This window comes from Actinoalloteichus sp. AHMU CJ021, assembly GCF_002895405.1.
GTDB lineage: Bacteria > Actinomycetota > Actinomycetes > Mycobacteriales > Pseudonocardiaceae > Actinoalloteichus_B > Actinoalloteichus_B caeruleus.
This window is the reverse complement of record NZ_CP025990.1, coordinates 2,703,285-2,726,931: the sequence shown is the minus strand read 5'-3', so window position 1 is coordinate 2,726,931 and position 23,647 is coordinate 2,703,285. Positions and strand designations below refer to the sequence as shown.

Sequence of the window (23,647 nt, the reverse complement as noted above, 5' to 3'; positions counted from 1 at the left end):
GATGCCACTCCTCGGGCCTTCTCGCTTCCTCGCCGGCACGGGAAGCGGGCGGGACACCCTTCCCGCCCGTGGGCATTCGAAGCCGAGTGGCGGGATGCCGCCCCTCGGCGGCGCGTGGCCTGGCTCCCTCCGACGAGCTAGACGCCATCCTTCCACCGGCTGACCAGGCCCGGTTCGCGCGGTGGCGGCCGGCGCGCCGCCGTGGTAGCGCCCGTGCGGACGACGGCGGAATCGGGTTTCCGACGACCATCCACGCATCGCGCGTGCGCTGGCGTCCGCCGGGTGAGGGAAAACCAACCCGCGCCGCCTCGACGTTCGGGGAAATCGCCTCCCCGCTCCGGTTCACCCCGCTCGCCAGGAATCGGGAACGCCGTCGCGCCCGCGTTCCCCGGCCGAATCCGCACCGCCCCCGCCTCAGCGGCGCAAGTCGACGCCGAAGCCGACGGGACGCGCCGAGGGCGGAGGTGTGCGCCGTACACCACGGGTGTGGGCTGTATACATACTCCGGGTAATCGTCGAGGACCGGTGGACGTGGGATGGCGGCGAAGAGCACGAACCAGGAGACGTTCGCGCACGGCATGGCGCTGTTGTGGGGGACCACCGGCGACTCCGACCGTGGCCGTCGACCTCGGTTGACGCGGGAACGGATCGCGGAGACCGCGATCGGCATGGCCGACGCGGGTGGGCTGGCGGCGGTGTCGATGCGCGCCGTCGCGACCAGGCTCGGTTTCACGGCGATGTCGCTGTACCGCCACGTCCCCAGCAGGGACGACCTGGTGGACGTGATGGTGGACCGCGCGTACGGGGAGCTCTCGCTCTTCTACGACCTGGCCGGTGGCTGGCGGGCGAGGCTGGAGGCCCGTGCCCGCCAGGACTGGGACTTCTACCACCGCCACCCCTGGGTCCTGGAGATCTCCACGCACCGGGCGGTTCCCGGGCCCAACATGCTCGCGGCCCACGAGGCCGCGTTGGACGTCCTGCTGGCGACGGGGCTACCGGAGGACGAGCTGGTCAACCTGGCCCAGGCCGTGGACGGCTACGTCCGGGGTTCCGCCAGGCTGTCGGTCGAGGGTGCGGGCACCTGGGAGAACGGCTGGCGGTCAGCGGGTTCGCCGTTCTGGCGGCGTTTCGACCTGACCAACCACCCGAGCCTGGCCAAGGTGGCGGCGGCCGGAGCGTCCCCCGAGCCCCGGTCGGCGTTCGAACTCGGTCTGGCAAGGCTGCTGGACGGCGTCGAGTCCCTGGTCGCCGCCCAGGAGTCCCAGTCGCGGGAGGCGCTGTCGCGGGAGGCGCTGGAACCTGGCTCCGCGACGGGGACGGTCGTCCCCCGGAACCACTCGCGGTGCCTCAGCTGCGGAGCCGAACTGGTCCTCGCGCCGACCGGCCGGCGCCGCAGCTACTGCTCGCGTGCCTGCCAGCAGCGTGCCTACCGGGCGCGCCGGGCGGGCGGCGGCGACCGCCCCCGGCCCCACGGCCGCACCGGGTCGACCGCGCCCTGACCCCTCGCCCCCGCCCCGGCGGAGGGCCCCCGCCCTGGCCGGCAGCTCCCGGCCGGCCCACCAGGCTCGGGGGAACCGATATCGGCCCGGTCAACCGTCCGACTCGGTCAACGGCGAGGGGGCGGTCAACCGTGGGGCGCGGCCGGTCCGGTGTCGGAGCCGCTGACCCGCACGACGTGCCCGAGCAGCGCGCGCATCTCCGCCTCACTCGGCGGCTCGTCCGACAGCAGGGACTGCAACAGCAGGCCGTCCACGGTCGCCACCAGGGCGCGCCGGGCCGTCTCGTCCGGTACCACCGGTCGGAGCACCTCGGAGAGGGCGTCCAACCACTGTCTGGCGATCGGGCGGAGCGCGGGCCGGCGGGCCGCCTGGAGGTACAGCTCGTACTCGGCGATGGCCCGCCCCCGGTGGACGGTGACGTAGTCGGCCAGGGCACGGACCGGATCGGTCGCGGTCCGCCGCACCTGGTCGAGCAGACCGCCCGCGCTGTCCTCCACCGATGCCCGGAGCGCGCCGACCATGAGGTCGTCCACGGTCGCGAAGTGGTAGGCCGTCGAGGTCGGCGACACGCCGGCCTCCGCGGCCACCGCGCGGTGGGTCAGCCCGGCCACGCCCTCCCGTTCGACCACCCGGACGGCGGCGGCGACGATCAGCGCACGGCGCCGGTCACCCCTGGCCACCCGTCCGTCCCGCGACTCCGCCGTCACCCCTGCGCTCCCGCCCTTCCGTTCCCGCCCGTGTCCAGGTCCGCCTCGGTGGCGACCGAGGACGACGCCCCGGGGTCGCCGTGCCCGCCCCCGAGTTCGAGGAGCACGACACCTCCCACCACGAGGACCAGGCCGGCGATCTTGACCAGCGTCAGCTGTTCACCGAGGAACAGCGCCCCGATCACGGCGACGGCGGCCACCCCGATCCCGGCCCACATCGCGTAGGCGGTGCCGATCGGCATCCCCCGCTTCAGCACCTCGGCCAGCGTACGGAAGGCGATCACATAGCCCACCACCACGATGATCGAGGGGATCAGGCGGGAGAAGCCCTCGGAGAAGCGGAGGGCGACCGTCGCGGTCACCTCGGCGGCGATCGCGACGGCGAGCAGCAGGTAGACCATGCGAACCCCCTAACAATCAGAACATTTGTTCCATATTATGCACGGCCGCACGGTCGGAGGCCGCGAAAACTGGGCACACCGACAGCGCCAGGAGTTATTACCGGCCGGTAACCTGGTCTAGGCTGCGGGGAACAGTCCCGATCAGGAGGCCGGAAGCATGGGCGCTCTCCAGCTCACCCTCGTGGCGATCTGCCTCGCCGCCACGGCGTACGCCGTCACCCTGTTCGTGCGCGCCATCACCCGCATGGTCAAGACGATCCGCCTCGGGCAACCGGACCCGACGAGGAACGGACCGTGGGGGTCCCGGCTGCGCACCATGCTGACCGAGGCACTCGGCCACACCCGGATGCTGAAGTGGGGCGTCGTCGGTGCCGCGCACTGGTTCGTCGCGGCCGGCTTCGTCCTCCTCGTCCCCACCCTCGCCACCGGGTACGGCCAGCTCTTCGACCCCACCTTCGCGTTGCCGCTGATCGGGCACTGGATCGTCTTCGAGGTCGTGATCGAGTTCTTCGCCGCGGCCACCCTGATCGGCATCCTCACGCTGATCGTGATCCGGCAGCTCAACCACCCGCGCCGCCCCGACCGCGTGTCCCGCTTCGCCGGGTCCAACTTCCGGCAGGCCTACTTCGTCGAAGCGGTGATCCTCGTGATCCCGCTGTGCGTGCTGCTGCTCCGGGGCCTCGAAGGCGCGCTGCTCGGCGCCGACTCCTACTCCGCGAGCTTCCTGGCCAGCTACCCCCTGGTCCTGGCCTTCTCCGGCGCCTCGACCGGCGCCCTCGAAACCGGGGTCCTGCTCGTCGCCACGGCGAAGGTCCTCGTCTCGATGCTGTGGTTCGTCGTCGTCGCCAGGAACATCACGATGGGCGTCGCCTGGCACCGGTTCGCGGCCTTCGTCAACATCTACTTCAAGCGGGAACCCGAAGGCGGCCAGGCCCTCGGCGCGCTGCGACCGATGATGAGCGACGGCAAGCCCCTCGACCTGGAGGAGGCCGACCCGGACACCGACACCTTCGGGGCCGGCAAGGTCGAGGACTTCACCTGGAAGGGCTGGCTGGACTTCACCACCTGCACCGAGTGCGGACGCTGCCAGTCCCAGTGCCCCGCCTGGAACACCGGCAAGCCCCTCTCCCCCAAGCTCGTCATCACCGCCCTCCGCGACCACGCCTACGCCAAGGCCCCCTACCTGATGGCCGGCGGCCGGAAGGACATGGCCGGCGACGAGGTCGGCATCACCGGCGACGGCGCCGAGGCCCGCCTCGCCGGCATCGACGCCCTCGCCCTCGCCGAGGCCGACCGGCCCCTCGTCGGGGAACCGGGCGAGAACGGCGAACTCGGCGGAGTCATCGACCCCGAGGTGCTGTGGTCCTGCACCACCTGCGGGGCCTGCGTCGAGCAGTGCCCGGTGGACATCGAGCACGTCGACCACATCGTCGACATGCGCCGCTACCAGGTGCTCATCGAGTCGAACTTCCCCACCGAGCTCGGCGGCATGTTCAAGAACCTGGAGAACAAGGGCAACCCCTGGGGCCAGAACGCCAAGGACCGCCTCGCCTGGACCGAGGACCTCGACTTCGAGGTCCCCGTGTTCGACGGCGAGCTCGCCGACGACGTGGAGTACCTGTACTGGGTCGGCTGCGCCGGGGCCTTCGAGGACCGCGCCAAGAAGACCACCAGGGCGGTCGCGGAACTCCTGCACACCGCCGGCGTGAAGTACGTGGTGCTCGGACCGGAGGAGAGCTGCACCGGCGACCCGGCGCGACGGGCCGGCAACGAGTTCCTGTTCCAGATGCTCGCCCAGCAGAACGTCGAGGTGCTCAACGGCGTCTTCGAGGGCCGCCCGGCCGGCCGGCGCAAGATCGTCGCCACCTGCGCGCACTGCTTCAACAGCCTCGCCAACGAGTACTCAGAACTCGGTGGGAACTACGAGGTCGTCCACCACACCCAGTTGCTGAACCGGCTCGTCCGCGAACGACGGCTCACCCCGGTGGCCCCCATCGCCGAGGACGTCACCTACCACGACCCCTGCTACCTGGGCCGCCACAACCAGGTGTACTCGCCGCCCCGCGAGCTGGTCGGCGCCTCCGGCGCCTCCCTGCGGGAGATGCCCCGGCACGCCGACCGGTCGATGTGCTGCGGGGCCGGCGGCGCCCGGATGTGGATGGAGGAGCGCATCGGCAAGCGGATCAACGTGGACCGGGTCGACGAGGCGCTGGGCACCGCCCCCTCCAAGATCGCCACCGGCTGCCCGTTCTGCCGGGTGATGCTCACCGACGGCGTCACCCAGCGGCAGAACGAGGGCACCGCCGGCGAGAACGTCGAGGTGGTCGACGTGGCGCAGCTGCTGCTCTCCGCCGTCCGCCGGGGGCAGGGGAGCGACGGGGCCGGCACGACGCCGGACGGACGGGCCGATGTGCCCACCGACGAGACGTCGACCGGCACGCCACTGCCCGACCAGGACGCCAGGAGCTGAGACTGGGAGGGGCGTCCCGCGCGGCGCCCCTCCCACCCGCTCCCGTCAGCGCCGTCCCGCGCCCCCGGGGGACGAGCCGCGCACCAGCTTCGCCACGCCCAGCACCCTGGGTCGGCGGGTGGTCGCCTTGAAGTTCAGCCCGTGCCGGTAGATCTCGGGCATCCAGTACTCGTTCTCCACGAGGAACACCACCCCGTTCGACTCCAGCAGGGCGATGTCCTCCAGGCTCAGCCCGACGTCCTCCCGCCGGAACGGCACCTTCCGCCCCTCGTGGTCGAGGGTCCGCATGTGATCGAAGACCTCCTTGATCGTGCGGATCTCCTCCTGGATCGCGAATATCTTCTGGGCGCTGCACGCAGGTAGCGCCCGCCGCATGGACGTCGGGGTCAGCAGCCGGTCGGTCCACTTCGTCGGGGAGGGGTCGTCGGCGGACTCCTCCGCCGCCTCCTTGAGGAAGGAGACGATGTCCCGGGCCTGGATCTGCTGGTTGGAGTCGGACAACGCGGCGAGGAACCAGGCCTGCGACCCCACCTCCCTGCTCCGCGCGGAACCCAGCCGCTCCCCCCACAGCGAGAGGAGGTGCTCGGAGAGGACGTCGTGGCCCGCCGACTGCACGAGGTCCTCGCTCGCCCTCGGCAACGCGCGGGAGTGATGGCAGACCCAGGCCACCAGGCGCAGCACCTCCACGTGGTCCCAGCGCAGCTCGAACTGCTGGTAACGCGCGAGGAACTGCGCCGTGTTCTGGGTGATGGCGTACCGCACGAGATCCCGCCGGACGAAGATGACCAGCCCGAGCGGCCGGCCCCGGAGCTTGCGCATCCACTCCATGCAGGTGGTCAGCAACACCCGGAGCGCCTGCTGTTGGCGGGACTCCCGGCTGATCCCCTGGAAAAGGTCCTCCAGGCCGTCGACCACGAAGATCGCGCTGCGCCTCCGGGCCAGCTCCACCAGGTAGTCCTCGGCGGTGTCGGGCTCCGCCGGGATCCCCACCGAGCCGGCGAGGACGGTGAGCCAGATCCGCCGCCAGTCGCCGTCGGTCCGGTCCTCCTTCAGCTTCTCGTCGATGAACTCCTTGGGGTCACACGCGGGAACCTCGACCTCGGCCCCCTCCACGCTGGCCAGCCGGTTCACGGCCGAGCGGCGGATCTCGTCGATGTCCTGCCCGATGCCATCGGTGAGGTTCTGGGAGGACAGGACCGGAACGATGTCCGCGTCCAGCTCGATGTCCCGGACACCCAGGTCTGCGCCGAAGGCGCCCCAGGTCCGCCGTCGGCACAGGGACAGGAAGGTGAAGGTCTTCCCGGACCCCTTCGCCCCCACGACCACCTCGACCGGGGCCTCGGTGCGATGCGCCGAGGCCAGGTTCACGAGGGAGTTGGTACGGAGGAAACCGGCATCCTCGTCCCGCTTCATCGCGGTTTCGGCGTAGGTCAGCAACTGGGCCCGCTCGGCCAACCAGCGGCGGCGGTCCGGCAGGCTGGGCCGATCCGAGGGCGACACGTCCGCCACCGGCTCCGGGGTGGCCCCGGCACGGAGGTTGTCGGCGAGGCCGGCCACGACGCGCCCCAGGCCAGCCCGGTCGCTGGCGGCGGCGACCCCGTCCCAGGAGGCGGGGAGCGCCAGCAGCCCCGGCGAGAACGGACTCCGGAGCGGTGTCGTGACCAGCAGCTCGGTGGTCGGGTCCTCCTCCCCGGCCACCTCCTCCGCCCCCGCCCCGCCCTTCATGATCCGGGTGACAGCCTCGGCGAGCCGCGCCGCCGCGTCCTCCACGACGCCGTCGTGCACCGAGTTCTGGTACTGGGTGACGATCACGGTCGGGACCGGGTCGTCCTCCGCGGTGCTGGGCGCCCGGCGGCGCACCTCGTCCAGCATTGCCACCGTGCCCCGGACGGACTGGTCGCTGGCCGTGGTGACGAACACGCGGTGCACGCGGGGGTCGAGCAGCGCCGGCGCGCTCAACTCGCTCGCCCCGGCGCGCAGGTCCACCAGGGCGGTGCCCGCACCGAGTGCGTGGGCGAGCCTCGCCAGGGATTCGGTGAGGAAGTAGCGGGAGCGGCTGGGGGTCAGCAGGTCGCCCGGCGCCAGGCGAGGTGGTTCGGTCCGGTTCGGGTCGCGCCGGGCCGGCAGCAGCAGGACCCCGTCGATCTCCTGGTTGGCGAGGTGCCTCCTGGCCACGGCGACGGCGCGGTCCGGTTCGTCGGCCCCGTGCAGCAGGGCGAGGAAGTCCTCGAAGGAGAAGGTGATGCGGTTGCCCTGCGCCTCCAGCATCCAGGTGATCCCCGGTGCCTCCAGGTCGGCGTCCACCAGCAGCACCCGCTGCCCGCTCGCGGCGACGGCCCGCGCGGTCGCCACGCAGTGCGTGGTCCGCCCCACGCCTCCCTTGAAGGAGTGGAAGGCCGCCACGTTGACCCCGTGCGGCAGTTCGGCGTTGTTCGGTCGTGGCAGTGCCTCACCGACCTCCCTGGTCACCCGGTTCTCGTTCCACTTCGGCCGGCGATACCGCCTTCCCGAGTCGTGGTCCGGGGCCGCGCGGGTGAGGACGACATCGAGCCCGTTCCCACCGTCGTCGCCGCCATCCTCGAGCAGCAGCCGCTCCGCCTCCCGGTCGACGGTGAGGCGGCCCAGGGTGTCGCCGAGGTAGTCCCAGACCTGTCCGAAGGTGACCTGCTGGTCGAGCGTCAGCTCCAGGGAATCCCAGTAGGCGTCCACCTCCACCAGCCACTCCGGCCACTCCCCCTCGGCCGCCAGGTCCCGGAACCACTGCTCCACGTCGAACCAGGTGAAGAACGTGGGTGGCTCGGAGTGCCAGTGGTCGAACGTGCTCACGAGCCTCCCTCCTTGACGGCCCACTGGACGAGCCGGTCGAGTGCTGCCACGGCCCTCCGTTCCCCCTCCGCGTCCAGCCGCACCCCGTACCGCCACGCCTCGTGCAGCTCGTGGTGCCGGACGGAACCGGACCCGTGTCGCCGGCAGGCGCGCAGTTCCCGGTAGTCGGCATCGGCCAGCCGGAGCTCCTTGGCGAGGGACCGCAGGTCGTGCCCGCTCTCGCCCCTCCGCTGGTCGAGCGCCAGGTCATCGGTGGTCCGGCCGTTCCGCCGGCGGAGCAGCGCGTGTTTCAGCCCGCACTCCGCCGCGTAGTACCGCAGGAGGTGCGCCGGGGGACTCTCCTTGATGGACTCGGTCGCCTCCGGAGCTGCCGGCAGCTCCGGGACAGATCACCGGCCCGAACAGGAATGGACACGGCGTCACGCTACTAGCCCTGGCGAGTCGGGCGAACACCCAAGGTGACGACCTCACGACCATTCCGCCTGCTGTCCATCGCAGACAGGAGTGCGCTGGCGCGGGAGGAGTCTGGGGCTCCTGCCCCCGTCAGTCCTCCATCAGGCCGGAACGCCAGGCCCAGGCGGCCACCTCGACGCGGTTCCGCGCGCCCAACTTCCCCTGCACCGAGGCCAGGTGCGTCTTCACCGTCGACAGCGACATGAACAGCTTCCCGCCGATCTCAGTGTTGGTCAGCCCGTTCGCCACCGCCCGCACCACGTCCAGCTCCCGGTCGGTGAGGGAGACGTCCGGGCGGCGCTGGCTGGTGCGGCGCCCCGACTGGTAGTGCTGGAGCAGGCGCACCGTGATCTGCGGCGACACCAGGGCGTCGCCGCGCACCGCCGCCCGCACCGCCTCCACCAGCAGGGCCGGCCCCGCGTCCTTGAGCAGGAAGCCCGAGGCCCCGTAGGACAGGGCGCTGGAGACGTACTCGTCGAGGTCGAAGGTGGTCACGACCACGACCTTGACCGGGTCGACGACCTCCGGCCCCGCCAGCTGCCTGGTCGCCTCCAACCCGTCGAGCCGGGGCATCCGGATGTCCATCAGGCACACGTCGGGTCGCAGTGCCCTGGCCTGGTTGACCGCGTCCACACCGTTGGAGACGTCGGCCACCACCTCGATGTCCTGCTGCGCGTCCAGGATCATCCTGAACCCGGCGCGCACCATCTCCTGGTCGTCGGCGATCAGCACCTTGATCGTCACTGGCACCTCGGCTGTCTGTCGGTTCGGAAGACGTCTGCTGCTCGCTGCCGGAACGGGAGCCCCCACTAGCCGTCGGAGTCGTTCTCCGCCCGGATCGGCAGCCACGCCCAGACGCGCCAGCCGCCGTAGTCGCCGGGCCCCGACTCGAACTGCCCCCCGAGCAGTTCCACCCGCTCCCGCATGCCCACCAGACCGTAGCCCCCGGAACCCCCCACCGGTTTCTCGGCCTTGCCCCGGCCGTCGTCGGTGACCCGCACCTCCAGGCCGCCGTCCCGTTCGACCACCCGGACCACCACCGAGGTCAGCGCGGCGGCGTGCTTGCCCGAGTTGGTCATCGCCTCCTGCACCAGCCGCAGCACCGACCGGCCGAGCTCCGGGGGAACCGGCTGGAGCTGGTCCATCTCCAGGATGACCGGGATGCCGTTGCGGGCCGCGTCCACGGTGAGCCGCCGCAGGTCCGCGTCGAGGTCGGTGGTGGCCTGCTCGGTGGCGTTGGAGGAACCCGCCGCCGGTGCCCCCCGCATCGTGCCCACCAGCCGTCGCATCGCCGCCAGCGACTCCACCCCGCTGCGCTCGATCAGCTCCAACGCCCGCAACGCCACCTCGGGGTTGTCGGAGGCCACCACCCGGGCGGCCTGCGCCTGCACGACGATCCCCGTCACGTGGTGGGCCACCACGTCGTGCAGCTCCCGCGCGAGGGCCATCCGCTCCGCCTGCTGCGCCGCCGACACCTCCTGGCTCACCGAGTGGCGTCGTTCGCTGTCCCGGCTCTTGAAGTAGAGGCCGGTCACCACCGACACGACGAGCAGCAGCGCGCCGATCGGGGAGAACTGGAAGAGCGTGGCCAGCCCCCGTTCCAGTCGCGGGCCGCCGGACACCGTGATCAGCACGGACAGGGCGGCGGTGAGCGCTCCGACGCACCACCAGGCGACCCGCCGACCGCTGAACCGCACCACGTAGGCGGTCAACACCATCGCCGCCGCCAGCTTCACCCCCAGGTTGCCGGCCACCGCGGTCTCCAGCCCGTCCCGGAACGCGTCCTGGGCGACCGGGACGACGGCGACGATCGACAGCGCGCCGAGCAGGGCCGCCTGCACCGGGCGGCGCGGCGCCACCACGGCGAACAGGGCCGTCAGGGCGGCGCTGAGCGCGTCCAGCGTCCCGGCCGGCCCCTGCCGGAGGGAGGCGTAGCCGCTGAGCGTGAGCAGGAACCCGAAGAACAGGACCAGCGGCCACTGCTGGCGCAGCAGGCCACGCAGGTTCCGGTTCGGTGGCGCCGGCTCGGTGAGCGGAGGAGGGAAAGCCACAACACGTCAAGGTACGGAAGTCCGCTGCCCGCGACGTCAGCCGACCGGTGCGGGATGTCGGCCGATCGGCCGAGGGGAGAACCGCGCTTCCCGACCGTGAGGAGGAAGTGGGCGGAAGGCGCGGGACGGCAGGATGCTCCCTGCCCGGCGCCATCGGGGGGCGCCGGGCCTTGGTCATGGGAAGGGGACAACGGTGGTGAACGCCGGCGCCCACCTCGGCGGATCCGGTCGGGGCGACACCGTGCTGCGGGGCAGTGGACTGACGAAACGCTACGGGCGCACCGTCGCGCTGCGGGACGTCGACCTCGGGATCCGGGCCGGGGAGGTCGTGGCGGTCGTCGGCCCCTCCGGCTCGGGCAAGACCAGCCTCCTCCACGTCCTGGCGGGAATCCTGCCGCCCGACCAGGGCACCGTCCTCCTGGACGGCCACCGGATCGACTCGCTCAGCGAGCGGAGGCGGAGCGAGCTGCGGCGGCGGGCCTTCGGTTTCGTGTTCCAGGGCGGCATGTTGGTCCCCGAGCTGACGGCGTTGGAGAACGCCGCGTTGCCGCTGCTGCTGGCCGGCGTCTCCCGGGCAAGGGCGACCGAGACCGCCGGCACCTGGCTGAACCGGCTGGGACTCGGCGACCTGACGGGCCACCGGCCCCGCGAGCTGACCGGCGGGCAGGCCCAGCGGGTGGCCGTCGCCCGAGCGCTCGGGCACTCACCCCGGGTGGTCTTCGCCGACGAACCCACCGGCGCCCTGGACAGCGGGACCGGGCGGGACACCGTCGACGCGATGCTGGACGCCGCCCACACGACCGGGGCGGCCGTCGTCCTGGTCACCCACGACTCCTCGGTGGCCGCCCTGGCGAGCCGGCGGCTGGTCCTGCGGGACGGGCGGCTCAGCGCGGAGCGGGCGTGCGCGTGAACGCCGTCCGCCTGGCGCTGCGGGTCCTGGTGGCCGACCGGCGCGCCCTGGTCGCGACCTTGCTCACCGCACTGGGGGTCGCAGCCACGACCGCGCTGATCACCCTCCTGGTCACCCTCCCGTCAGCCGCGTTGGACCGCTCGGCCCGCGCGTCCTGGCAACACCCTGCCGACGACGGCGCCCGGCCGGCTCGCGCGCTCGTGCTCACCACGCCGGACGTCGTCGGCGACCGCGCCATCACCAGGATCGACGTGGCCCCGGCCAGAGGGGACATCTCCCCCGACACGATCCCCGTCCCCCCGGGTGTGCCGCGCTTCCCCGAACCCGGCGAGGTGCTGATGTCCTCGGCGCTGGCGGAGCTCGCGGCCGACCTCCCGTACCAGGACCTGGCCGTGCGGTTCGACGGCGAGGTGGTCGGGACGGTCGAGGAGGCCGCTCTGGCGCACCCCGACCAGCTGCTCGCGCTGGTCGGCCACGAACCGGGGACGCTGCCGGCCTTCTCCGCCGCCGTCCCCGGCCTGGCGGTCCACGGCGGCGAACCCGACCTCCCGCTGCTCGCCGTGGCCGGCCTCGGCGTCGTGGCCCTCGGTGTGCCCTGCCTGGTGCTGATCGCCTCGGCCGCCCGGCTGGCGGCGGCCCGCCGGCCCCGGCGGCTCGCGGCGTTCCGGCTCTCGGGAGCCACTCCCTGGCAGGTCACAGCGATGGCGGCGACCGGAGCCGCGGTGGCGGGCGTCCTCGGCACGGCGGCCGGCCTGGTGGCGGGTGCCCCGCTGCGCGCGCTGGTCGCACTGGTGCCGTGGCGTGACGGCCCTTGGTCGCCGGACGACCTGGCGCCCCCCGGTCCGATGACGCTCCTCGTGGCCGTCCTGGTGCCCCTGGGTGTCGTGACCGCCTCGGTGGTGGGAACGCGCCGGGCGGCGCGGTCGCCGTGGGGCTCGGCCGGCGAGCGGCGGTGGGAACGGCCGTCCCCGTGGCGGTGGGTGGCGCCCGTGCTCGCCCTGGCGGTCCTCCTGTGGGGGGTGAACGCGTCGGGGGAGCACGCGCTCCCGCTGGCGGTGCTGGGGCTGGTGGCCTTCCCCCTGTCGGTGTCCCTCGTCGGCCCCTCACTGGCAGCCGCGCTCGGTGGTGCCTTCGCGCGGCTCTGGCGTGGACCGGCCGCGCTGCTGGCCGGCCGCCGGCTGCTGGCCGACCCCGTGGGCGCGTACCGCGCCGGGGCCGGGCTGGTCCTGACCGTGTTCCTGGCGTCGACCACCCTCACCCTGCTGTCCAACCCACCCGGTCCCACCTCAGGTGAGCGTCCGGTGGCCGACTCCGTCCTCACCGTCGACCTGCCCAGCACCCGGGCCGTGCCCATCGCCGACGCCGTCCGCACCGGTCTCGACGAGCGGGGGATCGAGGCCACCGTCGCCGTCGCGGGACTGGCGACCGTGGCGGGCCACGGGCTCGCGCGGTGGGACGCGCTCGTGCTGCCCTGTGCCGAGGCCGTCCCCTTCGGTCGGGTCAGCTCCGGGGACTGCGCCGGCTCCCCGGCCGTGCTCCTCGCCGGCGGCGGCGCGGCGGACGTCCGCCCCCGGGTGGTGCGGCACTCGGCTGGCGGCGGTCACCTGGCGGGTGACCAGCTGGCCTTGGCGGGCGCTGATCACCTGGTCCGCCGGGTGGAGCGGGACGGAGCACCGCCGGCGGAGGGCTGGGCGCTGGTCGACCCGTCGGCGCTGGCCGACCCCGGCGCGCTCACCGAGGCCGCCGTGCTGGTGACCACGACCTCCGGGACCAGGGAGGCGACCAGGGGGGTCCTGGGAGGGGCCGCGCCCGGCCTCGCCGTCGACAGCGGCGCCCAGCGGAGGGCCGTGGCGGACCAGCTCCACGAGGAGCTGCGCTGGGCCGCGGCGCTCGGTCTGCTGGGGGCCGGGCTGCTCGCGGGGTGCGGGGCCGCGTTGAGCGCCGCCGGGTCGATCACGGACCGGCGGCGGACGATCGGGGCCCTGGTGGCGGCGGGGGCCTCGGTGCGGGCCCTGGGGCGGGCGTCGCGGCTGGAGGCGGCGGTGCCGAGGCTGGTGGCGAGCCTCGTGGCCTCCGGCGCGGGATTCCTCGTGGGAGCGGCGGTGCTGTCGCGGTGGGACCTGGCTCCCTCGCCGAACGGCTGGCTGGTGCTGCCCGTCGCCGTGGGATCGCTGGCCGCGGTGGTCGCCGCCGCCACGGCCGGTCCCGCCCTCCGCTCCGCCAGCCGGGAACCGCTGGCCGGCCGGTGACGGGGGCCGTCCGGTGTGACGGCACCGGGGGCGCTGGCGCACCGGGAATGCCCGACAGGGTCCGGTGGCCCGGCCAGCTCAGGTGGGCGGGGTGAGCCCCGGTACCCGACCGGACTCGCCGCACCACCGGCACGGTCGCAGCTGGGGCAGGGACCGCCCCGAGCCGCCGATCACCGCGCACACCGGCTCCAGCAGGTGCCCCTGACCACCGCAGTTGTGGCACATCGTGCTCTGCCGGGCGGTGGGCTCGCTACCCTCTCGGCGCTTCGACATCCGACAACCTCCCGGCTCCGCTCGGTGTGGTGCGCCCGCACCAGGTGACCCGGGTCCAGCGCCGGCCCGTTCCCGGGTGGGCTGCGACCGGTCGGGCCAGTCAGCGTCCCAGGCTACGGACGGGTGCCGTCGATCGCCCCCGCCCCCCGCTCCCGGGCGGCGAACGCGGACCTCCGGTCGGCCGGTGACACCGACCCGTCCGGCCGCCGTCGGCCGGGGGACGCCAGCCGGCCTCTCGCCGACGCTTCGTCGGGGAGGCGGTCGAACGCCGTTGGCGGCCTCCCACGCGCCCACCCGGCCCGGTGCGGACGGGCCGACCGCCGGCTCCCCGCCGGAAGCCGGTTCCGGGCTGCCTCCGCCCCGCTGCCGTTCGCGGCCACGGCCTCCGCCCCGGGTCCCCCGCCGGCCCGCCCCCGGAACGCCTCGGGGTTCGGGGTCAGGGAAGTCCCCCTCGGCCGATCGGTGCGCGGTCCCGGCTCATCGACCGATTCGCCGAGCCGCCGCGGCGACGACAGTGGGACATGACAACGGAACACACCGAACGACGAGGAGACAACGATGCTCACGATGGCCTTCACCTGGACCGCCGTCCTGTTGGCGCTGGGCGTGCTGCTGCTGATGGCGCTGAGCCCCGTGCTGCCGGACGTCGCCGAGCGGCAGGCGCTGCGCGCCGAGGAGAAGGAGGAGCGGGCGGCCCGGCGCGCCACCGCCGAGCGTGCCCGCCGCGCCAGCCGCCGCCCGGAGGCCCTGGTCCTCAACGGTTCCCTCTCCACCCGGTGACCGGCCGGGTCCCCGCACGGGGCTCCCGCGCCCGACGGTTCACCACCCCTCCTGAGCCGCCCGATCAGCCGGGAGCCGGGGCGACGGACACCGTCCCCGGCCCCGGCAGAGCGAACAGCCGGTCCGGCTCCACGACGAAGCACGCCGGGCCCCGCGAGCCGCGCCAGGCCCGGAGCCGCGAACACCGGCGTTCCGCCGGCCCGACCCGGCCCACCAGGCCCACGCCGGCCGCGGCGAACGAGTGCCCCACCGCCCGTTCCAGCTCCTCCAGTCCCCGCCCGGGTTCGGGGGCCGCATCCACCTCGCGAGCCCACCGGCTCGCCACCTCGGCCTCGGCCCCGAACCCCGCCGCCGCCCCGAGCCTGGCGGCGATCTCCCAGGCCCCGTAAGGGGTGTTGAACGGCGCGGCCGGGTAGACGACGCCTCCGACCCGCAGCGCCAGTCCCGTGACGGCCCGCGTCGCGTGCCAACGGAGCCCGAGTTCCGGGAACCAGTCGCACTCCGGATGTTCGAGCGGCACCTCGTACACCGCGTCCCGGGGGACGTCGAAAAGCATCGGGCTGGCCCCGCCGGACGCGATCGCCAACGGCAGCTGGTCGAACCGCCCCGGCCGCAGCGGACGTCGCCAGCCCAGTCCACCGAGCGACCGGGTGATCCCCACATGCCGGGCGTCCCCGACGACGGCGCCCCCGGACCGCTCGTAACCCGCGTACCCGACCAGCTCCAGGTTGTGCACCCTCGCGGCCGGCTCACCGGGGAGGTCAGGCCCGAACACGGTCACCACCGGCCTGACCTGGCCACCGCTGGGAGGTGGGGCACCGGCCCCGGCCCGGCCCGCCGGGGAAGACGGGGGGACGACCGCCGTCCGCAGGTGGTCCGCGCAGCCCGCGGCGACGCCCGCCGGGTCACGCACCACGCGCAGGTCCCTGACCACCAGGTCCCGCCAGCCCACTCCCGGGGGGCAGTGGCCGCTTTCCCGGAGCGCGAGCCAGGCCCCGAACCTCAACTCCTCGCCGGTGTGGGTGTAGGTGCCGGTGCGGGCCACCTCCCGCCTGACCTGGTCCACCCTGCTCGACAGGGCGCTCGGGTCGGTCTGGCCCGCGTGGTGGAGCCGCAGGAACGCGACCGCCTCCGCGACCACCCGCTCGTCACGGGCGGCCTCACCCCCGCCGTCGAGGAGGCGCCGGGGCCGGCCGGGAAACGCCCCGCCCGACGGGGTCACCTGGCTGGGAGAACCGCGATCGCCGGCCCGGGGGCGGTCCGCCGGGTGGTCCAGGCGGACGACCGCCCCGACCGCCGCCCGCGACGCGGCGACCGACGGGGGGCGGTGGGGCGAGGACACGGAGTTCCGGTGCGAGGCGGACACGGACCGGAACGTAGTTCGGCTCCCCGTTCACGCGTCACTGCCGGACGGGTCATCCTGCTCAGGGCAGCGGGGCCACCCGTTCGAGCGGTGACCTGCGAAGAGTGATCCCTTTCGTCGCCCGGACCCCGACACTTGATGACCGGTTCGAGTGATCCCGACCGGCTCAGACCCGTTCGAAGAACAGGTCCCGCACGACGCGGCCCTCCTCCGTCGCCCGCTGCTCGAACTTCGTCACCGGGCGCCAGTCCGGCCGGGGAGCCCACCCGCCCGGTTCGTCCGCGTACCGGTTCCGCAGCGACGGTTCCGCCGAGCACACCGCCATCATCTGGGCCGCGTAGTGCTCCCAGTCGGTCGCCAGGTGCAGCAACGCGCCCGGCGCGAGGCGAGAGGCCAGCAGCCGCACGAACTCCGGCTGCACGAGCCGCCGCTTGTGGTGCCGCTTCTTCGGCCACGGGTCGGGGAAGAAGATCCGGGCTCCCCCGAGGGAGTCCACCGGGATGTTCGAGGACAGCAGCCGCACCGCGTCACCGCGCACCGCCCGCAGGGTGCCGACCTGGTGTTGTTCGCACCGCAGGAGCAGCTGGGCGAGCCCCGGCTTGTACACCTCGACGGCCAGGTAGTTCAGTTCCGGCTCGGCGGCGGCCAGCTGGGCGGTGGTCTCCCCCATCCCGGAGCCGATCTCCAGCATCAGCGGCGCGGACCGGCCGAACCAGCCCTCGACGTCCAACGGGCCGTCGGGAAGGCCGTCCCCGTCCCTGCCCAGCTCGGCCCAGTACGTGTCCCAGGCACGCTGCTGTCCGGTGGTCATCCGCTCGCCCCGCTGGACGTAGCTGACCACCCTCCTCAGGTGCGGTGCCTGCTCGGTCACCGGCATCGCTGCGACCGCTCCTCTCCCTGCTCGCTTGGTCCTCCGGTCGGGTGCGGGTTCGGCGCCCAACGCCTCCGCTCACCCCACCGGACGCACATTGTCCTCCCAGAAGGTGACCAGCTGTTCGGGAGTGACCGACGTTCCACCGGAGGGCTCCACCGCCCCGCACAGCGGCTCTCCGTCGGCCGTGTAGGTGAGCGCCGCCGACACGGGGGCCCCGGCGGGCAGGCTGCCGAACTGGTAACGACCGGAGTACCCACCACCGGACCAGGTGCCCGCGCCGTGGGACTCCCCGAGCGAGCTCGCGAGCAGCGCGACCTCACAGGCTCCGCTCCCGGAGAGGAAGGTCACCGTCCAACCCACCCCGTCGACGGTGTACTCGCAGGTCACGGCGTCCCCGGACCCCACGACCATGTCGAGTACCGGCATGTCCGCCGGAGCGCACTCCTCGGCACCCGCGGCGGCGGAGCCGGCGAAGTCCCGGAGCGCCTCCTCCCGGAACAGCTCGCCGACCGACGGGTCGACCCGCCCACCGGGGACGGGCTTGGCTGGATCCTCCGCCTCGTGGGTGCGGGTCTCCGCCACCCGGGAGGCGGTGCCGGGTGGGCCCTCGGTCGCCCTGCCGCCGTCCCCGGGGCCGGCCGGGTCCTGGCCGGACACGTCGTCGCCGGACACCGGCCACAGCTGGACCACCGCGATCGCGACGGCGACCACGACGGCCACCAGGGCCACCACCGACCAGACGCGGCGGTGACCGCCTCGCCGGTCGCGCGGGGCGGGTGGGGCTGGTGGGGCGGGCTGCCACGGGGCCTGGTCCACCCGGTAGACGCGACTGGCGTCGACCGGTCGCGTCGCGGGGTAGCCGGTGGGGGCGGCGCCCGGAGCCGGCTGGGCGGGCGCGACGGCGGGGTGCCCACCGACCGGCGTCGCGGTGACCCGACTGGTCGGGCCGTCCTCGGCGCGGATGCTCCGGGTGGGCGCCTCGGCGCCCGGCGGGACGGCCCCACCCGCCGCCGCGCCACGAGGGTCGGCCGACGCCGGCCCGTCCGCCAGCCGACGGGTCGGCTCCTCACCGGTACCGGTAGCCCGGGTCACCGCCGTCACGGCATCGCCGTCCTCGGGCGGACGTTCCTCGCCGAGCGGGGCTCCGGGTTCGGTGAAGTCACTGGCCGCGCGGGTGGTCAACGCGCCGAGCGCGACACTGCTCTCCGGGGACTCCACCGCGACGGGCACCACACCGAGCCGTTCCCCGATCATGGTCGCGACCAGCGGCATCCGGGTCGCCCCACCCACGAGGAAGACCCCGGCCAGGTCAGACCTGGCCGTGCCCACCGTGCCGGCGAGCATCGCGACGGTGCGTTCGAGCCTTGGACGGACGAGGCCCTCCAACTCGGCGCGGGTGACGTGGGCGTCGGGCAGGGGGTCCGGCAGGGGGATGTCGGTCTGCGGATACCGGGACAGGGCTTCCTTGCCGGCGCGGACGTCATCGGCGAGTGCTCGTGCCGCGCGACGGGCGGCGGGACCCGAGGGGCGGACCAACTCGCCCCACTCCGGCCGGTCAGGACCGACCGAGGACCGGATGTGCTCCAGCAGCAGCTGGTCGACGTCCCCGCCGCCCAGATCCGGTGTCCCGGCCTCGGCCAGCACCCGCCACCCGTCATCCCGTCCCCTGTGGACCAGTGCCGTGTCCGTCGTACCCCCGCCCATGTCGAAGACGGCCAGGGCCTGGCCTGGGTGGACGACCCGCTCGTGGCTGGTCACCTCGGCGAAGTGGGCGGCCGCCGCGACCGGTTCCGCGAGGAGGCTGACCGGCCCCGACCAACCGGCGGCCCTCGCCGCCGCCCGCAGGGTGTTCCGGCGGATCCGGTGCCAGTCGGCCGGGTGGGTCAGCACGACCCGGTGCGGTTCGCCGCCGAGCTGGCGCCGAGCCTCACCCGCCACCCTGCGCAGCACCGCCGCGATCAGGTCGACGACGGGCACCACCCGGTCGCCGAGCAGCACCTCGACCTCGTCGACGCGGAGCTTCGGCGTCGGCTCGTAGCGGGTCGGGTCCAGTCGCGCCTGGCGTTGGGCGTCGACCCCCACCACCAGCTCGCCGTCCGGCGCCAGCCACACGGCGGAGGGGAGCACCTGCCAGCCGTCCACCGCCAGCAGCCTGGGCCGCTCGTGGGGAGAAGCGCGTACCGCGGCCACCGTGTTGGACGTGCCGAAGTCGACGGCGAGTTCACGCACCGAATCGAGTCCTCCCTGACGTCGTGCGGTTCACAGGCTACGGGTGGGCATCCGTCGCGCGGGCGCCCACGGCGGGCTGGGCCCGCCGCTCCGCCCCCCGAAAACCCGCGCGCCGTAGCGACGCCGTCCCCGCAGGTCCGCTCCGGGGCTGGAACCGGGTGGACGGGCGGTGCCGTCGGTCTCACGGACCGCCCACCGCGGCCGAACCGGAGGGCACCACCTCGCCGACCACCGGGGCGGCACGGGTTCACCCGGTCCCAGCGCCGGGCCGACCGACCCGGTGCCTGGCGCGGGAATGGTGGTACCACCGGTGGCAGCCCGACGGCGCCACCGCATCCGGCACCGGCCCCGGGAGCCAGGAGTGGGAAGTGGTGGGTCGCCTCGGGATGTCAGCCGCCGCGCGGCGAGGACCAGGGGCGCCCCCGACCGGAGCGCGCGGTCCACCTCGAGGACATGCGGATCAGCACCGGTGCCACGGCCTCGGGACCCGACCCGCACCGGGGCCGGTCGAGGAGTCGCCACGGTACCCCCGGCCCCTCCTCGCTCGGCCTCGGCCGGGCCCGAAGGCCGAGGGGCCCGTCGGGGGAGCGAGGCCCGTCCGCCAGGCGGCCGGGCTTCGCCGTTCCCATCAGGTCGTCCGCCCTCGGGCCAGCCCCACCTCGGCGGTCGGCGAGGGCGCCGGGGGTTGGCCGCTCCCGTCCGCCTGGCGCCGGTCGCTCGACACGCTGTCCTCCTCTACCGGGAGCCACCAGGGCAGGGACGTGCGGCCGCCGGAACCGGCGACGGGTGGTGGCGCACGCGGGCGTTCCCCCGGCGAGCCGTCCGTGCCGGCGCGATCCGCGAAGGGTGCGTGGGATGGCCGAGCGGGGACACGCACCGGCAGCGGGGGGTGGATCCGGCGAGGCGGCCACGTGACCCCGGCCAGCCGCTCACCTTCCGCCCACCACCGGCGCGGGGCGCGGCCCGAGCAGCGCGCGGGCCACCCGGAGCAGGTAGTCCGGTGTGGACGGAGCGCCGCCGTGGTACCGAAGCGGCGTGGGCGCTGGCGACGGGCTCACCGGCTGGCCACACCCACCACTCCACGGCCCCCACCGGCGGGCGGACGGCGTTCGTGGCGCCCGCCTCCGTCAGGAGCGGCCCCGATCGTGCGACACCCCCGCGACCGGGGTGTCTAGTGGCACCTATCGGGTGATCATTTGCGGAAGTTGTAGCGCGGCATACTGTCTTGTGCGATTCATCGCATTGAGGTGAGCGCGCTCGCCCCCCGACGCGCTCGCACTCACATCCCGGATCGGGCAACCCGCCGTGTCGCGCGCGGCCGGAGTCCGAGGTGGGGTGACCGGCAGGCGGGGGCGGCAGGGCACCACCCGTTGCACCCCGCCTGCCAAGGAACAACCGACGCCGGCCCGCCGCACGGGGGCCAACCCGGACGCGGGCCGACGGGTCGGCGCACGGCACTGGGAGTCGGGAAAGGACGGACGCTCCTCGTCCACGCCGACGACGGCGCGGAGGGTGAGGCGAAGGGGTGGTGCCTGCCGGCAGCGGCGCTGCTGCGGCATGACCAGGACACGCGGCGATGGGCAGGCGCGTGGAGCGCGCGGACTCCCGGCGGCGTCAGACCCGCCAGGAGCCGATCTCGGTGAGGCGTTCGACCAGACCCGCGACGCCGCCGAGGGGTCGCACCGGCGTCGGGGTGACGCCGTGGGCGGGCAGCACCAGGACGAAGCCGGGGTGCCGTTCGCCGAAGAGGATCGTGGTGGGCTGGATGGCCCGACCGTCATCGGAGGGGGTGTACTCCCAGTAGGGGCTTCTTCCGTTGCCGGCCCAGGGGACGAAGACCCAGCCCGGGCGTTCGGAGAGGACGTCGTGCACCTCGTCCTCCAGTGCGAAACCGTCGGCCCTGGACGCCAGGGTCCCGATGTGCATGGCGCGGATCCACCACGGCGCCGGTGGATCACCGCCGGCGGTCAGAGCCCCTCGGTACAGGTCGAGCACCTCGGCCTCCGATGCCCAGTGCACCCAGGAGTTCCTGGCGTCGGAGGGTTCGGACGCTCCGTCGGCGGCGCTGCCCTCGAGCGCGAGGAACCATTCCAGTTCCGGCATCGGCTCTGGCCACGGAACCGATCGCTCGATGGGGCCGAGGGTGTCCCCGGCGTCGTCGCTCCACGACCGCGGCGGCGTCCGCTGCTGTCGGGGAACCCATCCTGCCCCGGAGACGAGACGCTCGGGGCCGAACGGGGTGGGGTCCTCGTCACGTTCTTGCGGGTCAGGCTTGCGTCGCAACGTTGTCATCGATCCTCCTGCCCCCCAGGTAGGAGTTCAGCTACTGCTTCGAGCCATGTTCGACCGGATACCGACCTCACGTACTTCCGGTGTATATCACCAGTTGATTTCACCTTCGATACTAGCGGCATTCGGGCCTGGTGACGCGATCGCGGAAGCCCGGGAGGGCCCTTCGTTAAGGTTCCGTTTCCATCGGCCGGACAAGGAGAAACCCGGGCTGCCCCATCCAGAGCAGCCCGGGTATCCCGAACGAGGGCGCCGGTCAGCGCGATCGCGTTAACAAGCACTTCATGAAGGGGTTCCCCGGGTCGGGGCGGTTCCCAAACGAATCCGGGGTCGCCCACCCGGCCGTGGAGGACCGCCGGAACCGGCCCGCTCAGGCGTCGCGGCGGCTCGCGGTGATGACCGCGACGACGAACAGGCCCACCGAGATCGCACCGAAGTAGGCGATGCCCGCCCACGGGCCGTAGGGGACATCCGACATGCCCATCATCATCGCGGCCTCGGCGCTGTCGGGCTGCCCGCCGAACAGGAAGTGGTGGGCGGCCACGAAGGGCATCCACGACTGGATGTCCTGGCCGATCCTCGGGATCAGCGAGACGAGACCCTCCACCAGCAGCGGCCACACGAGGACCACCGTCACGGCGGCGGCTGACTGGCGCAGCAGGATTCCCACCGCGACGGAGAGCACGGCGGCGAGGAAGGCGACCAGACCGGTACCGGCCACGTTGCGCCAGGCGTCCGCTCCGGACAGGCTCAGGTCCGAATTGGTGGCCAGCAGGTCGCTGACCCAGAAGGAGAGGAACGCCGCGGCGAGCGCGACGACCCCGGCGAGCACCGCCACCAGCAGTGCCTTCGCGGTCAGGACCGCGGCCCGGTTGGGGGCCGTCTGGAAGGTGGTGCGGATGGTGCCGAACCGGTACTCGGTGGTCACGGCCAGCACCGCCATCACCATCAGCACCATCAGCCCGAACTGGTAACTGAACTGGGTGAACCCGACGGTCACCGTGCCCTGCTCGTTGGCGAAGCCCGACATCAGGGCGGTGAACCCGACGGTGAGACCGACCGCGACCACCATGCACCACCACGGCGAGCGGGTGGAGAAGAGCTTGATCCGTTCGACGGCGAGCAGGGTCATCGGTCGGTCCCCTCGTTCCCGGTGGTGGCGCCGTCATGCGCGTGGTACTCGACGGCCTCGTTCGTGAGCTGGAGGAACGCCTGTTCCAGGGACCCCCGCTGGACCGAGAGCTCGTGCAGCACCACGCCCTGCGCGGCGGCGATCTCCCCCACCCGCTCGCTGCTGGTACCCGCCACGACGAGGGTGGGCAGTTCGTCGACGACCTCGTCCCTGACCTCGATCCCCTCCTGGTGGAGCGCACCCCTCAGGCGCTCCACCTGCGGGGTCCGAACCCGGATCGTGGCCCCGCTCGCCTCGTCGACGAACTGCGCCGTGCCGCACTGCCTGATCAGCTTCCCCCGGCCGATCACGACGAGTTCCTCCGCCGTCTGAGCCATCTCGGACAGCAGGTGGCTGGAGACGAGCACGGTCCGCCCCTCCGAGGCCAGCCGCTGCATGATCTGCCTGATCCAGAGGATTCCCTCGGGGTCGAGACCGTTGACCGGCTCGTCGAACATCAGGATCTCGGGGTCCCCCAACAACGCCGCCGCGATCCCCAACCGCTGCGACATCCCCAGCGAGAAACCTCCCGCCCGCCGGTCGGCCACCCCCGACAGACCGACGGTCTCCAGCACCTCGTCCACCCGCCGGTTCGGCAGCCGGTTGGTCCTGGCCATCCACCGCAGGTGCGCCCGCGCCGAGCGGTTCGGGTGCACCCACTTCGCGTCCAACAGCGCGCCGACCCTGGTCAGCGGACGGTCCAGCTCCCGGTAGGGCTTCCCGTCGATCCGCACGGTTCCGCTGGTGGGGCGATCCAGGCCCAGGATCATCCGCATCGTCGTGGACTTCCCCGCGCCGTTCGGCCCGAGGAAGCCCGTCACCCGCCCCGGCCGCACGGAGAACGACAGGTCATCCACCGCGACCGTCCGCCCGTACCGCTTCGTGAGGTGCTCTACCTCGATCATCGTCCCTCCTCGTGTGGCCGAACGGGTTACCCCGGTCGACGCACTCGCCGTCACGAATCACTCCTCGTGACTTCTAGCAAGATGATATCACTTTTCTTGCCAGGTGTTTCACCGACGAGGGAACGGGCTCTGACCAGCGCGGACGGTCACTCCCTCAGGGCCGGGCCGCACGGCCCGGCCCGTCGGAGCAGAGGTAC

The 23,647-nt window shown here is 73.4% G+C and carries 17 protein-coding genes; 5 read left to right on the top strand and 12 right to left on the bottom strand.

The annotated features are described in order from the left end of the window. Positions 1 to 536: 536 nt before the first annotated feature. Positions 537 to 1,499 (top strand): TetR/AcrR family transcriptional regulator, encoded by a 963-nt coding sequence (locus C1701_RS11500; protein WP_051313592.1) that lies wholly within the window; start codon positions 537 to 539, stop codon positions 1,497 to 1,499. Positions 1,500 to 1,624: 125 nt separating this feature from the next. Here the strand turns inward: C1701_RS11500 and C1701_RS11495 are convergent, their stop codons facing one another. After that, the gene (locus C1701_RS11495; RefSeq protein ID WP_016700007.1) at positions 1,625 to 2,206 is read right to left on the bottom strand and encodes a TetR/AcrR family transcriptional regulator; all 582 of its coding nucleotides are present in this window, start codon (positions 2,204 to 2,206) and stop codon (positions 1,625 to 1,627) included. Next, positions 2,203 to 2,607, bottom strand: a complete 405-nt coding sequence (locus C1701_RS11490; RefSeq protein ID WP_026417924.1) for a DMT family transporter — start codon at positions 2,605 to 2,607, stop codon at positions 2,203 to 2,205. The genes C1701_RS11495 and C1701_RS11490 overlap by 4 nt, the downstream gene beginning before the upstream one ends. A 157-nt stretch (positions 2,608 to 2,764) precedes the next feature. Here C1701_RS11490 and C1701_RS11485 point away from each other — a divergent pair, with 157 nt between their 5' ends. Beyond that, positions 2,765 to 5,077, top strand: a complete 2,313-nt coding sequence (locus C1701_RS11485) for a (Fe-S)-binding protein (RefSeq protein ID WP_103055902.1) — start codon at positions 2,765 to 2,767, stop codon at positions 5,075 to 5,077. A 45-nt stretch (positions 5,078 to 5,122) separates the two neighbouring features. On the opposite strand, the gene C1701_RS11480 is transcribed toward C1701_RS11485, so the two are convergent. From C1701_RS11480 to C1701_RS11470, 3 genes are all read right to left on the bottom strand, one after another. Continuing rightward, positions 5,123 to 7,903: a MinD/ParA family ATP-binding protein gene (locus tag C1701_RS11480; protein ID WP_103055901.1), complete on the bottom strand. Its 2,781-nt coding sequence runs from the start codon at positions 7,901 to 7,903 to the stop codon at positions 5,123 to 5,125. 543 nt (positions 7,904 to 8,446) lie between these two features. After that, positions 8,447 to 9,064 carry a response regulator gene (locus C1701_RS11475; RefSeq protein ID WP_030106434.1) on the bottom strand — a complete coding sequence of 206 codons (618 nt, stop codon included), beginning with the start codon at positions 9,062 to 9,064 and terminating at the stop codon, positions 8,447 to 8,449. Positions 9,065 to 9,165: 101 nt separating this feature from the next. Then, entirely contained in the window at positions 9,166 to 10,407 is a 1,242-nt protein-coding gene (locus C1701_RS11470; RefSeq protein ID WP_051713248.1) for a sensor histidine kinase, read from the bottom strand. A gap of 193 nt (positions 10,408 to 10,600) precedes the next feature. On the opposite strand from C1701_RS11470, the gene C1701_RS11465 reads away from it, so the two are divergent. Both C1701_RS11465 and C1701_RS11460 read left to right on the top strand, forming a co-directional pair. After that, positions 10,601 to 11,317, top strand: coding sequence for an ABC transporter ATP-binding protein (locus C1701_RS11465; RefSeq protein WP_337662235.1), 717 nt, complete (start codon positions 10,601 to 10,603; stop codon positions 11,315 to 11,317). After that, entirely contained in the window at positions 11,308 to 13,566 is a 2,259-nt protein-coding gene (locus C1701_RS11460; protein WP_103055900.1) for an FtsX-like permease family protein, read from the top strand. The genes C1701_RS11465 and C1701_RS11460 overlap by 10 nt, the downstream gene beginning before the upstream one ends. Positions 13,567 to 13,644: 78 nt before the next feature. Here C1701_RS11460 and C1701_RS11455 read toward each other — a convergent pair whose 3' ends face one another. Continuing rightward, complete coding sequence (locus tag C1701_RS11455; protein WP_035275363.1) at positions 13,645 to 13,839, bottom strand: hypothetical protein; 195 nt, start codon at positions 13,837 to 13,839, stop codon at positions 13,645 to 13,647. A gap of 558 nt (positions 13,840 to 14,397) precedes the next feature. On the opposite strand from C1701_RS11455, the gene C1701_RS11450 reads away from it, so the two are divergent. Further along, positions 14,398 to 14,619, top strand: coding sequence for a hypothetical protein (locus tag C1701_RS11450; protein WP_026417920.1), 222 nt, complete (start codon positions 14,398 to 14,400; stop codon positions 14,617 to 14,619). A gap of 64 nt (positions 14,620 to 14,683) precedes the next feature. On the opposite strand, the gene C1701_RS11445 is transcribed toward C1701_RS11450, so the two are convergent. The 6 genes from C1701_RS11445 to C1701_RS11420 all read right to left on the bottom strand — a co-directional run bounded on the left by C1701_RS11445 (position 14,684) and on the right by C1701_RS11420 (position 23,450). Further along, the gene (locus C1701_RS11445; protein ID WP_103055899.1) at positions 14,684 to 15,985 is read right to left on the bottom strand and encodes a nitric oxide synthase oxygenase; all 1,302 of its coding nucleotides are present in this window, start codon (positions 15,983 to 15,985) and stop codon (positions 14,684 to 14,686) included. Positions 15,986 to 16,148: 163 nt separating this feature from the next. Beyond that, entirely contained in the window at positions 16,149 to 16,859 is a 711-nt protein-coding gene (gene trmB / locus C1701_RS11440; protein ID WP_030106427.1) for a tRNA (guanosine(46)-N7)-methyltransferase TrmB, read from the bottom strand. A 72-nt stretch (positions 16,860 to 16,931) separates the two neighbouring features. Further along, entirely contained in the window at positions 16,932 to 19,085 is a 2,154-nt protein-coding gene (locus tag C1701_RS11435) for an Hsp70 family protein (RefSeq protein WP_051313579.1), read from the bottom strand. Between the two features lie 1,614 nt (positions 19,086 to 20,699). Then, positions 20,700 to 21,377, bottom strand: coding sequence for a hypothetical protein (locus tag C1701_RS11430; RefSeq protein ID WP_245588718.1), 678 nt, complete (start codon positions 21,375 to 21,377; stop codon positions 20,700 to 20,702). 367 nt (positions 21,378 to 21,744) lie between these two features. Beyond that, positions 21,745 to 22,506: an ABC transporter permease gene (locus C1701_RS11425; protein ID WP_030106424.1), complete on the bottom strand. Its 762-nt coding sequence runs from the start codon at positions 22,504 to 22,506 to the stop codon at positions 21,745 to 21,747. Then, complete coding sequence (locus tag C1701_RS11420) at positions 22,503 to 23,450, bottom strand: ABC transporter ATP-binding protein (protein WP_026417916.1); 948 nt, start codon at positions 23,448 to 23,450, stop codon at positions 22,503 to 22,505. Before C1701_RS11420 ends, C1701_RS11425 begins: the two co-directional genes overlap by 4 nt. Positions 23,451 to 23,647 lie beyond the last annotated feature (197 nt).